Consider the following 11,397-nt stretch of genomic DNA (forward strand, 5'->3'; position numbering starts at 1 on the left):
CATGCCCCGTCACGCGGCGCCGCCCGGCCGGACCCCGGTGCCCGGTCATACCGCCGCCCGCCGGGACGACGACGGCCGGAGTTCCGCCAGCGGCGGGCGCTCTCGGACGGAGACGTCGCTGACCACGATCTCCCGATCCAGGTTGGGCAGTGCGCTGCTGCCGTCCCGGCGGAACTGCACCAGCAGGTTCCCCGGCGGCGCGGTCTCCTCGACCAGGCCCCGCCGGCACAGCCGCTGCCACACCGTGTGCATGATCTGCCCGGACATCCGGCCGAGCGCCTCGGTGTCCTGGTGCCGGTGCAGGCGTTCGCCGAGGTCGACCTGGGCGAGGGCGTCCAGGCCGCACATCTCCAGCAGGTCGATCAGCATCGCCGTTTCGACGCCGTAACCGGAGACGAAGGGCACCCGTTCGAGTACGTCCCGCCGGCCGGCGTACTCCCCGGCCAGCGGCTGGACGAAGCCGGCCAGTTCCGGCCAGAAGAGGTTGAAAAGCGGGCGGGCCACCAGCTCGGTCACCCGGCCGCCGCCCTCCGCCTCCACTCCGCTGGTGCCGACCAGCGGGCGGTGGTAGAAGCCCTTGACGAACGCGACGGACGGGTCGGTCAGCAGCGGGCCGAGCAGTCCGGTGACGAAGTGGGGCTGGAACTCCCGCAGGTCGGCGTCGATGAAGGCGACCAGGTCCCCGGTCGACGCGGCCAGCCCGGCCCAGAGCGCGTCCCCCTTGCCGTCCAGCCGGGGCAGCCCCCGGGTCATCTCGTCCTGGCCGACCACCCGGGCCCCGGCCGCCGCCGCCACCACCGCGGTCCGGTCGCTGGACCGGGAGTCGACCACCACGACCTCGTCGACCAGCTCGACCTGTTCGACCAGGCAGGCCCGGATCGCCGCCACGATCGCGCCGACGGTGGACTCCTCGTCCCGGGCCGGTATCACCACACTGACCGTGCGGTCCCCCTTCAGGTACGCGAGCTGTCGCGGCGTCCACTGGTCGGCCACCCCGGTACGGTGGGTGGACCACGCCTCCAGCGCCGGTGACACGGGTGTACGCGAGCGCCGCATGGACGACCTCCCCCACTGCCTCGACCGGTGCCCGGCCGGGCCCGGTGCAGCCCTACAGCCTTCCCCGCCGGCCCCGGATCAACCGTCCCGGCACCCGCCCGGGACCACTCCGGGGAGGGCGCCGGGGGCCCGCTCGCATTCCGCCCATCCGGGCACACTCGGGCGGTACGGACATCCGGCCACCGGCCCGGCCGAGAGCGGACCCGGCACGCGGCCGGGCGGGCCGCACTTTGCCGGAGAGTTCGCGTACCGTTGCCCGTCATGGGTGTGTCGCAACGGTTGAAGACCAGGGTCCGGCGTTTCCTCCAGCGTCCGGGCACCACAGTTGATCTGGCGCCGCTGGAGAAGCTGCTGCCCACGATCGAGGCGCGCGAGGAGGAACTCACCGAGCTGGACGACGCCGAGCTGACCGAGACGGCCGGCAAGGCCGAGGACTTCGTCGAGATCTGCGCGGTGGGCCGCGAGGCCGCCCGGCGCGGGCTCGACCAGCGGCCGTACGACGTCCAGCTGCTCGGCGCCATGTCGCTGCTCGCCGGCAAGGTCGCCGAGATGGCCACCGGTGAGGGCAAGACGCTGACCGCGACGATCGCCGCGTACGGGCACGTCCGGCGGGGTAACGGGCCGGTGCACGTGCTCACCGTCAACGACTACCTGGCCCGCCGGGACGCCGAGTGGATGGAGCCGGTCTACCGGCTGCTCGGGCTGCGCGTCGGCTGGGTGACCGAGGCGTCCACCCGCGAAGAGCGCCAGGCGGCGTACGCCTGCGACGTCACCTACGTCTCGGTCAGCGAGGCCGGCTTCGACTTCCTCCGCGACCAGCTCGTCACCGACATCGACGACCGGGTGCAGCCGCCGCTGACCACCGCGATCGTGGACGAGGCCGACTCCATCCTGATCGACGAGGCCCGGGTGCCGATGGTGCTGGCCGGTGCGGTGCCGGGCGAGCAGGACCCGGTGCACCAGGCAGCGGCGGTGGTGCGTGGGCTGCGCGCCGGCCGGCACTACACGGTGGCCGACGACGGCCGCAGCGTCGCCTTCACCGACGCCGGGCTGGCCGAGGTCGAATCCCGGCTCGGCGGTGTGGACCTCTACGACGCCGAGCACGTCGAGCAGCTCTCCGCGGTCAACGTCGCCCTGCACGCGCACGCCCTGCTGCACCGGGACGTCGACTACATCGTCCGCAACGACGGGGTCGAGCTGATCGACGAGATGCGCGGCCGGGTCGCCCAGCGCCGCCGCTGGCCGGACGGGCTCCAGGCGGCCGTCGAGGCGAAGGAGGGGCTCGACGCCACCGCCGAGGGTGAGGTGCTGGGCACCATCACCGTGCAGGCGTTCGTCGCGCTCTACAAGACCGTCTGCGGGATGACCGCCACGGCGGTGCTGGTCGGCGACCAGTTGCGGGAGTTCTTCTCGCTCGAGGTCGCGGTGATCCCGCCGAACACCCCCTGCGTCCGGGTGGACGACCCGGACCGGATCTACGCCACCCGGGGTGAGAAGGAAGAGGCGCTGATCCAGGAGATCCAGGAGCAGCACGAGACCGGGCGTCCGGTGCTGATCGGCACCCTGGACGTGCAGGAGTCGGAGCGGCTCGCCGAGGCGCTGCGCGAGGCCGGGGTGCCGTGCACGGTACTCAACGCCAAGAACGACGCCGAGGAGGCGGCGATCATCGCCGAGGCCGGCAAGTACGGCGCGGTGACCGTCTCCACCCAGATGGCCGGCCGGGGTGTCGACATCCGGCTCGGCGGCAGCGACCAGGCCGACCGGGACCGGGTCGCCGAACTCGGCGGCCTCTTCGTGATCGGCAGCGGCCGGCACGACAGCCGGCGGGTCGACGACCAGCTCCGGGGCCGGGCCGGCCGGCAGGGCGACCCCGGTCGCTCCGTCTTCTTCGTCAGCCTGGAGGACAACCTGGTCATCCGACACGCCCCGGACGCGATCCCGCCGTCGCCCCGGATGAACGCCGACGGTCTGGTCACCGACGAGCAGGTCGACTTCGCCGTCGAGCACGCCCAGCGGATCGCCGAGGGCGTCAACCACGAGATCCACCGCAACACCTGGCGCTACAGCGTGGTGATCGAGCAGCAGCGCAAGGCGCTGGCCGAGCGCCGGGAGCGGCTGCTCACCACCGAGGTGGCGGCGGAGATGCTGACCGAGCGCTTCCCGGACCGGGCCAAGGAGATGGACGAGGAACTCCTCTCCAAGGTCGGCCGGTCGATCGCGCTCTACCACCTCGACCGGCTCTGGGCCCTGCACCTGGCCGAGCTCTCCGAGGTGCGCGAGGGCGTACACCTGCGGGCGCTGGGCCGGCTCGACCCGCTCGACGAGTTCCACCGGTCGGCGGTGCCGGCGTTCAACGCGCTGGTACCGGAGATCGAGACCCGTACGGTGGAGACCTTCGAGGAGAACGAGTTCGACGACGACTGGGAGCCGGGCGACGGAGAGCTGGCGCGACCCAGCGCCACCTGGACCTACCTGGTGCACGACAACCCGTTCGGCTCGGAACTCGACCGGCTGATCGCCGCCGTCGGCCGCCGGCTCAGCTCCGGCTCGCGCTGACCCGGACCGCACCGCGATCCCGGGGTTGATCGTCGGAAGCCTGACGGCAACCCCGGGACGGGCGGGATCGTTCTCTTCCTGGAACGGGTGGTTTGTCCACCCGGCGCTCGGGTAGTAGCGCAGGTCCGTACCGGCACGGGATCGGGAACGGCGGGGGAGAGGCGACCATGAGACAGGCGACGGCGCGAACCGGACGTACCGCGGCAGCCGCGGTGGTGGCGGGGGTTTCGGACCGGTGCTGAGGCTGAGGACGACGACGGAGCCGTCGACCGAAGCCCCGGGCGTGCTGGAGACCGCCGCCCTGCTCCGCGAGGTGACTGCCGGACTGATCGCGAGCGACGACTTCGACGCCGCGCTGGACCGGCTGGTACGTACCGTCCGGGACGCCATCCCGGCGGTGACCTGGTGCGGGGTCACCGTGCTGCGGGCCGGGGCGCCCCCCTCGGTCGCGGCCTCGGAGCCTCGACTCGGCGATCTCGACGACGTCCGGCACGGCCAGGACGGGCCGGCGATGGTGGCGATCCGCTCCCGGGAACTGGTCTGGTCCGGGGACCTGCGCACCGAGACCCGGTGGCGGCCGTGGACCGGCCGCGCGCTGGCCCTCGGCGTACGCGGGGTGCTCGCCGTACCGGTGGACGTCGACGAGCACGTGGTCGGCTCGATCAACCTGTACGCACGCCAGCCCGGAGCGCTGACCGCCAGCCAACAGCTCAGCGCGATGCTGCTGGCCGAACACGCCGGACTGCTGCTCGGCGCGGTGCGGGACCGGTCACGGCAGACCGGGGCCGCCGGCGACCCAGACGAAACGCTCACCGCAGGGCAGGTCATCGACCAGGCGGTCGGGGTTATCATGACTCAACGTGGCTGTCCGGCCACGGAGGCGCTACGGGTGTTGCGGTCCGCCTCGGCGGCGCTGGCCATCCCGCTCCGGGACGTGGCCGAGCGGCTGGTCACCTCGGTGGCCCGGCGCCGCGACGGCTGACCGTCCGGCGTGGACCGCGCGATTGCGGTCCGTTTCGGCCGGGTGGCCCGGGGGTAGCAGGCTGGGGCTGGTCGAGAGCGAGCCGGGGAGGCGTCACCATGCAGAGCCGCCTGCGGGTGCACGGACACCCGATCCAGCCCATGCTGGTGACCTTTCCGTTCGGGCTGTTCGTCTGCGCCACGGTCTTCGACCTGGCCGACGTGCTCGGCGGCCCGGCGATCCTGGGGCTGGTCGGCTACTGGACCGCGGTCGCGGCGCTGGTCGCGGGCGGGCTCGCGACCGCGGCCGGCATGGTCGACCTGTGGGACGTGCCGGGCGATCCGACCCGGCGCACCGCGATCATCTTCAACCTGGTGAACGCCGCCGTCGCGGTGCTCTTTGTCTTCGCCTGCCTGATCAGGTCGGGTGAGCCGGAGCACGGGGCGAGCGGTGGGCTGGTCGCGGTCGAGCTGCTCGGCCTGCTGCTCGGCTCGGTCGGGGTACGACTCGGCGGCAGCCTGGTCCGGCAGTTCGACCAGGGGCGCGGTGAACCGACCAGCTTCGACGGGTTCGGCCCACCGGCGAGTTCGGTGGCCGGCGGTTTCGGCCGGCGCCGCGGCGGCTGACCCGACGGCCGGGCGCCGGCCGCCCGACTCGGCGTCGCCGTCTCAGGAGTGGCCGGTGGCCCGGTGTTCGGTGAGCAGGTCGGCACCGAAGTCGCCGCGCGGGCGGCGCAGCACAGTGTGCGCGTGGTTGCCGTCCTCGCTGGTGTTGTCGTACTCGATCAGCAGGTCCTCGCCCTGGACGCGGTAGTAGTGCCGCCCGCCCGGCCTGGTCGGGCCCTCCCAGGCGAAGTAGAGGTCACCCCGGCGGACCCGGGCCGCCTCCTGACCGGCCAGTTCGGGCGGGAGCCGGTCGAGATAGAGCGCGACGAGCTGGTCGAGCAGCGCCCGGCCGGTCGGTCCGAGCCCGCCGGCCCGGAGCCCGACCGGCTCGATCCGGCCGTCGGACCGTGCCCGGGTGCCGCTGCGGATGTCGGCGGGTGCCTCGTCGGCGACCACCGCCGCGCCGCGCCCGTCCGGGCCGACCGCGTCGAGCAGGGCGTGGGCGAGATCCTCCTCGGGCCCGAGCGGCCGGCTGACCGGGCGGCCGCCGTAGCTCACCGTCGCCGGGTTGGCGCCCAGGAAGAGCGGTGCGGGGGAGACCCGGTCGCCGGCGACGGTCATCGTCACCGACAGGTGGTGTCCCTCGAACCGCCAGGACCAGTGGTCGTCCCGGGCCGGGTCGCCGAAGACCACGATCCGGTAGTCGTCGCTGTGTCGGCCCCGCCGCCAGTCCTCCTGCCGGTCGAGTACCTCCTCCAGGGCCATGACGGCGGCCGCCTGGGCGTAGGCGTGCGGGCTCAGCGCGCTGGCCAGCAGCCGGTGCGTCGCCTTGCGGCCGGTCCGGTCGAGGTCGGCGAGGCAGGCACCCGGCCGGGGCAGTGGCCGGTACTCGATCCAGCGGCGGCCGGCCTCGTCGTCGAACGGGCGGGCGGCCAGCGCCCGGGCCGGCCCCGGCAGCGCGTCCAGCAGTGCGGTGGCCGCCGTCCGCATCTGTCCGGCCAGGGAGGTGTTGCGCATTGCCCCTGTATACCGGCTGCCCCGGTGACCCTGTCGGCCAGGCTCGCGGTGCGGGCAAGGTCGACCATTCGGTGGACGAACATGAAATCTACTCGTCGACCCCTTCGGTGTCCGTCCACTTCAGAGCTACCTGCTCCGGGCCTGTCCCGGCCGGTGGGCCCGGTTTATGCCTTGTGGACCGCCCCTGGTCGGAGCATGATCAGGGGAAGTTCCTTGATCATCAATAATGTGATAGGGATCACATCGACGTACTCTGACTCCAGGTAAGGTCTGCACAATCGTCAACCCCTTTCGAAGGGTGCCGCCAGATGTTCAAACTCTCCCCACAAGGGCCGCGGCGACTACGGATCGTCGGGCTCGCCGCCCTCTCCTTCCTGGTGGTGACCGTTGCCGTTGCCCCGGCAAGCAACGCCCAGCCAGTGGCCGCAACGGGCCAGACCACAACGGACGTTGCCAGCCCGCCCGGCGTGGACGAGATCTCCAGCAGTCCGAACCTCCGCCAGATAGCCAACGTCCCGAAGCAGGGCACCTTCGCCACCGAGGGCGCCCTCGACTCGGACCTCGCCTTCCAGGGCCGGTACGTCTTCGCCGGCAACTACGAGGGCTTCGTCATCTACGACGTCAAGAACCCGGCCCGGCCCTCCATCGTCTCGCAGGTCCAGTGCTCGGGCTCGCAGAACGACATCTCCGTCTACGGTGACCTGTTGTTCCTCTCCACCGACGACCCGCGCAGCGACGACTCGTGCGCCAGCACGAGCGTGCCGCGCAGCGAGACGGTCTGGGAGGGCATCAAGATCTTCGACATCAAGGACAAGCGCAACCCGCGCTACATCAAGGCGGTGAAGACCGCCTGCGGCTCGCACACCCACACCCTGGTGCCGAGCAAGGACAAGAAGTCGGTCTACCTCTACGTCGCCTCGTACGGACCGTCGGACACCTACGCCGGCTGCGCGACCCCGCACGACTCGATCTCGATCGTCAAGGTGCCGGTGAAGAAGCCGACCCAGGCCGCCGTGGTAGCGGTGCCGAACCTGTTCCCGGACGGTGGCAACCCGGGTAGCAACGGCAGTTCGACCACGAGCGGCTGCCACGACATCACCGTCTACCCGAGCAAGGACCTGGCTGCCGGCGCCTGCATGGGTGACGGCATCCTGCTGAACATCGCCAACCGGGAGGCGCCTCGGGTGATCAACCGGGTGCGGGACACCGTGAACTTCTCGTTCTGGCACTCGGCAACGTTCAACAACTCCGGCACCAAGGTGGTCTTCACCGACGAACTCGGTGGCGGCTCCGGGGCGACCTGCGTCGAGACGGTCGCGCCGACCCGAGGCGCCAACGCCATCTACGACATCGCCGGTCGGGGTGACGGCCGCAACCTCGTCTTCAAGAGCTACTACAAGATCCCGCGGTTGAACACCAGCCTGGAGAACTGCGTCGCGCACAACGGTTCGCTGATTCCGGTGCTGGGTCGGGACATCATGGTCCAGGCGTGGTACCAGGGCGGCGTCTCGGTCTTCGACTTCACCAACTCGGCCCGCCCGGTCGAGATCGCCTACTGGGAGCGCGGCCCGCTCTCGACGGACCGCCGGATCATCGGCGGATCGTGGTCGGCGTACTGGTACAACGGCCACATCTACTCCAACGACATCCAGAAGGGTCTGGACGTACTGGAGCTGCGGGACTGGCGGATCTGGACGGCGCACCTGACCAGGTTCAAGGAGCTGAACGTGCAGAGCCAGCCCAGCTTCCTGGGCAGCAACTGGTAGCCACAGCCGTATCCGGCACGGACGGCCCGGTCCCCAGCGGTGGGGACCGGGCCGCTCCCGTGATAACTTGCCCGACCTGTGGAGGGGAGGGCCGGGTGCGGGACGGCATCTACGTGGGCCAGGCGGGTGTCGACGGCGCGGACAACGGGGGCTGGCTGCTCGGCCACTTCATGCCCGGTGTGGACGTACGGCACAGCGCCGACGTGGAGGTCAAGTGGGGCGTGCACCCGGCCGGCGACACCCGGGCCGAGTGGGTGACCGGGGAACGGCGTACCGCCCTGCTGGTGCTGGTCTCCGGCCGGTTCCACGTCGAGTTGCGGGACCGCACCGTCGTGCTGACCAGGCCGGGTGACTACGTCGTCTGGGGACCGGGTGTCGACCACTCCTGGCTGGCCCCGGAACCGGCGGTGGTACTCACCGTCCGCTGGCCGTCGGTCGCCGGTTACAAGGTCGCCGCGGGCTGATCGGTCAGCCGAACGTACAGCCGACCGCCGGAGGCGGATTGCTACCGGTCCAACTGCCTACGAAGCCGAACGTGGCCGTACCGGCGGGGGCGAGCGCGCCGTTCCAGCCGACGTTCCGGGCGGTCACGGTGCTGCCGCTCTGCGAAACGGTGGCATTCCAGGCCTGGCTGACCTGCTGGCCGGAACCGAACGCCAGCTCGACCGTCCAGGACCGGCTCGGTGCGGTGCCGTCGTTGCGTACCGTCACCTCACCCTGGAAGCCGCCCTGCCACTGCCCGATGCTCCGGTAGGTCGCCGCGCAGCCGCCGGCCGGCGGCGGAGTGGTGGTGGGCGGTGGCGGGGTCGGCGTCCGGGTCGGCGGTGGTGTGGGGGTCCGGGTCGGCGGCGGGGTGGGCGTGACGCCGTCCAGCGCGGCCGTCAGCGCCGGGTACCACCGGTCGGACATCTTCTGGTCGCCGGCGGCGTTGGGGTGCACGCCGTCGTAGGTGTCGGTGCCCGTGCTGAAGCCGCTCCACTGGTCGACCACCACGATCGGCGATCCGGCGGTGGTCTTCGAAACCGCCCAGCCCGGAATGGCGTCGTTGAGCGCCACCACCCGCTGGCCACACTCGGCGCAGGTGCTCGGCGCCATCGGGATGATCTTCGCGACCAGGATCTTCATGCCCGGGTTGCTGGCTCGCATCTGGTCCACCAGTTTCCCGTACGCGGCGAGGATGGTCGCGGTGGCCCGGTTGCTCCAGACGTCGTTGGTGCCGAAGTGCATCAGTACGACGTCCGGGCGGGTGGCGGCCAGCCAGGACGGCAACTGGTTCTGGTCGGCCACGGTGGTCACCAGAGCGCCGCCGTGCCCCTCGTTCTCCCCGTCGTACGGCTGTCCGCAGCCCTGCGGGCCGAGCGTGCCGACGAAGTCGATACCGGTGTAGCCGGTGTTCTGCAAGCGGTTCCAGAGGACGGAGCGCCAGCAGCCCGGGGAGCCGGTGATCGAGTCACCGAGCGGCATGATGCGCACGGGTGCCGGCGCCTCCGCCGGCAGCGCGGGTCTGGCGATGACGACCGTGCCGAGCGCGACGACGAGCGCGGCCAGTACGGTGCTGAGCAGGGGCCTGCGGAGCATGGTTGTCTCCTGTCACGGTGCGAGAGGTGAGACGTGCCCGGCCCGGTGCTCCCGAGACATTCAAGCAGGTCACCGGATCGGAACTCAACCGGTCAAGTGGGCGTACGGCTGGCCGTCGCCGTGGCACCGTTACGCCGATGATGGTGAACCGGTCTTTGCCGGGCCGCCGCCGGCCGCGACGATGGACCGGTGAACCGGTCCGACCCGGCGGTACGCCAACCGGACGGCACGGTGATCCTGGCCGGGCAGGCCCACGACTTCGCCTTCCAGTTCGGCGCGGCCCGGCTCGCCCTGCGGGCGGCCCGGGACGGGGTGGCGGAACCGCTGCCGCCGGTGCCGGAGTGGCTGCCCCGGCTGCTGGAGCGCGACCCGGCCCGGGTGCTCTTCGCGCACGACGGCGCGGTCTGGGAGCCCTCGTCCCGCTGAGGCGCGATACTGGCGGACCGCGTCCCTGGCGCCGCCAGTCGTGTCCGAAGCCAGGGCGGCGGAGTGGGCGGCCGACGTGCAACCGGTGGCGACGGTCGCCCGGCAGCGGAATCCGCCGAGAGCGCAAACCGTTGCCCCGGCACCACCGCCGGGTCGACCCTGGGTCGGGGCCCGAGTGGTGGGCGGTGCGACGCTGGAGGTGGGTTCGGATGTCCGACGATTCCCGGGTCGAGGCGCTCCGTGCGGCCGAGCGGCGGCTATAGGCCGCCCAGCTCAGCTCGGACGTCGCCGAGCTGGACCGGCTGATCGACGAGCGGCTCGTCTTCACCGGGCCGGGCGGTCGGCTCTACGACAAGCAGGACGACCTGCGGGTGCACCGTACCCGGGAGCAGGTGCTGACCGAGGTCAAGGAGGAGGAGTTGACCGTCCTGGTCAGCGGGGACACCGGCGTCACCTGGTTCCTGGGTGCCCTCACGGGGGCGCTCGCCGGCACGCCGTTCACCGCCCGGGTCCGGTACACCCGGACCTGGATCCACACCGAGGGGTCCGGGTGGCGTCTGCTGGCCGCACACGTCAGCGCCGTGTGACCCGCCCGACCCAGTCGGAGCGGGGCCGGTCGCGGCGGCGGTCGTACCGTTGGTGTCGTGGAGCGTTGCGACGAGTGCGGGTTCGACTATGCCTCCGTGCCGGCCGAGGCGCTGCCCGACCGGCTGCGCGGGTTCGGGCCGCGGTATTCCGCCGGGCTGCGCGCCGCCCGGGATCCGCGCCGACGTCCGGCGGAGCGGGTCTGGTCGCCACTGGAGTACGCCTGCCACGTGCGGGACGTCTTCCGGGTGCAGCACCAGCGGCTCGCCCTGGCGCTGGCCGTCGACGAACCGGAGTTCACTCCGATGGGACGCGACGAGCGGGTGGTCGCGGACGCGTACAACCGGCGGGATCCGGCCGTGGTGCTCGGCGAGCTCGCCACAGCCGCCGGAGAACTGGCGACAGCCTTCGGCGGGCTCGGCCCGCCCGAGCTGGCCAGGACCGGCAGCTATCCGTGGCCGCAGCGGCAGGTCCGGACGCTGTTGTGGCTGGGCCGGCACACGGTGCACGAGGGGGAGCACCACCTGCTCGACATCAGCCGCGGCTCGTAGCCGTCGGCCTGGCTCGCCGCCGACTACCGGTGTCGACTCCAGGCGCGCCCACTATCGGGGCACGGCGCTCCGGCCGAAGAATCGGGTCAGCGGCGACCGTTGAGCGAGTCGAGGAAGCGCTCCTCGAACGCGGCCCGGTCCGCCTCGAACGCTGCCCACACCGGTGCGCCGGGCCGGCCCGCGACCGTACGACCGGACTGCGCGCCGTCCTGCACCACCGAGATCGGCACCGTACGCCGCGCGTGCCGGCGCTACCGCCGCTCGCCACCGCCGGGTGGTTGATATGGCAACAGTGC

At 72.0% G+C, this 11,397-nt stretch carries 11 protein-coding genes and 1 pseudogene; 8 read left to right on the forward strand and 4 right to left on the reverse strand.

The features are described 5' to 3' along the window. Nucleotides 1–45: 45 nt before the first annotated feature. Entirely contained in the window at nucleotides 46–1,056 is a 1,011-nt protein-coding gene (locus R6Y94_RS02460; protein WP_318394092.1) for a glucosyl-3-phosphoglycerate synthase, read from the reverse strand. Between the two features lie 261 nt (nucleotides 1,057–1,317). On the opposite strand from R6Y94_RS02460, the gene secA2 reads away from it, so the two are divergent. The 3 genes from secA2 (at nucleotide 1,318) to R6Y94_RS02475 (ending at nucleotide 5,199) form a co-directional block, all read left to right on the forward strand. Next, nucleotides 1,318–3,612 carry an accessory Sec system translocase SecA2 gene (gene secA2 / locus R6Y94_RS02465; protein ID WP_318394093.1) on the forward strand — a complete coding sequence of 765 codons (2,295 nt, stop codon included), beginning with the start codon at nucleotides 1,318–1,320 and terminating at the stop codon, nucleotides 3,610–3,612. Between the two features lie 244 nt (nucleotides 3,613–3,856). After that, complete coding sequence (locus R6Y94_RS02470; protein ID WP_318394150.1) at nucleotides 3,857–4,594, forward strand: GAF and ANTAR domain-containing protein; 738 nt, start codon at nucleotides 3,857–3,859, stop codon at nucleotides 4,592–4,594. A 98-nt stretch (nucleotides 4,595–4,692) separates the two neighbouring features. After that, nucleotides 4,693–5,199 carry a DUF2231 domain-containing protein gene (locus tag R6Y94_RS02475; protein ID WP_318394094.1) on the forward strand — a complete coding sequence of 169 codons (507 nt, stop codon included), beginning with the start codon at nucleotides 4,693–4,695 and terminating at the stop codon, nucleotides 5,197–5,199. 42 nt (nucleotides 5,200–5,241) lie between these two features. Here R6Y94_RS02475 and R6Y94_RS02480 read toward each other — a convergent pair whose 3' ends face one another. After that, on the reverse strand, nucleotides 5,242–6,195 hold the full coding sequence (locus tag R6Y94_RS02480) for a DUF3500 domain-containing protein (RefSeq protein WP_318394095.1): 954 nt from the start codon (nucleotides 6,193–6,195) through the stop codon (nucleotides 5,242–5,244). Between the two features lie 308 nt (nucleotides 6,196–6,503). Between R6Y94_RS02480 and R6Y94_RS02485 the strand changes: the two genes are divergently transcribed. Beyond that, on the forward strand, nucleotides 6,504–7,961 hold the full coding sequence (locus R6Y94_RS02485) for a hypothetical protein (protein ID WP_318394096.1): 1,458 nt from the start codon (nucleotides 6,504–6,506) through the stop codon (nucleotides 7,959–7,961). Nucleotides 7,962–8,056: 95 nt separating this feature from the next. Continuing rightward, entirely contained in the window at nucleotides 8,057–8,425 is a 369-nt protein-coding gene (locus R6Y94_RS02490; RefSeq protein ID WP_318394097.1) for a signal peptidase I, read from the forward strand. 4 nt (nucleotides 8,426–8,429) lie between these two features. Here R6Y94_RS02490 and R6Y94_RS02495 read toward each other — a convergent pair whose 3' ends face one another. After that, on the reverse strand, nucleotides 8,430–9,539 hold the full coding sequence (locus R6Y94_RS02495; RefSeq protein WP_318394098.1) for a cellulose binding domain-containing protein: 1,110 nt from the start codon (nucleotides 9,537–9,539) through the stop codon (nucleotides 8,430–8,432). A 189-nt stretch (nucleotides 9,540–9,728) separates the two neighbouring features. Here R6Y94_RS02495 and R6Y94_RS02500 point away from each other — a divergent pair, with 189 nt between their 5' ends. From R6Y94_RS02500 to R6Y94_RS02510, 3 genes and pseudogenes are all read left to right on the forward strand, one after another. Further along, nucleotides 9,729–9,965 (forward strand): hypothetical protein, encoded by a 237-nt coding sequence (locus R6Y94_RS02500; RefSeq protein ID WP_318394099.1) that lies wholly within the window; start codon nucleotides 9,729–9,731, stop codon nucleotides 9,963–9,965. A 278-nt stretch (nucleotides 9,966–10,243) separates the two neighbouring features. Continuing rightward, a pseudogene (locus R6Y94_RS02505) lies at nucleotides 10,244–10,552 on the forward strand (nuclear transport factor 2 family protein); the annotation flags it as partial. A 57-nt stretch (nucleotides 10,553–10,609) separates the two neighbouring features. Beyond that, nucleotides 10,610–11,101: a DinB family protein gene (locus tag R6Y94_RS02510; protein WP_318394100.1), complete on the forward strand. Its 492-nt coding sequence runs from the start codon at nucleotides 10,610–10,612 to the stop codon at nucleotides 11,099–11,101. 86 nt (nucleotides 11,102–11,187) lie between these two features. Here R6Y94_RS02510 and R6Y94_RS02515 read toward each other — a convergent pair whose 3' ends face one another. Then, nucleotides 11,188–11,319, reverse strand: a complete 132-nt coding sequence (locus R6Y94_RS02515) for a hypothetical protein (protein ID WP_318394101.1) — start codon at nucleotides 11,317–11,319, stop codon at nucleotides 11,188–11,190. Between the last annotated feature and the right edge of the window lie 78 nt (nucleotides 11,320–11,397).

The organism is Plantactinospora sp. KLBMP9567, from assembly GCF_033446045.1.
In the GTDB taxonomy this organism is placed as follows: Bacteria; Actinomycetota; Actinomycetes; order Mycobacteriales; family Micromonosporaceae; genus Plantactinospora.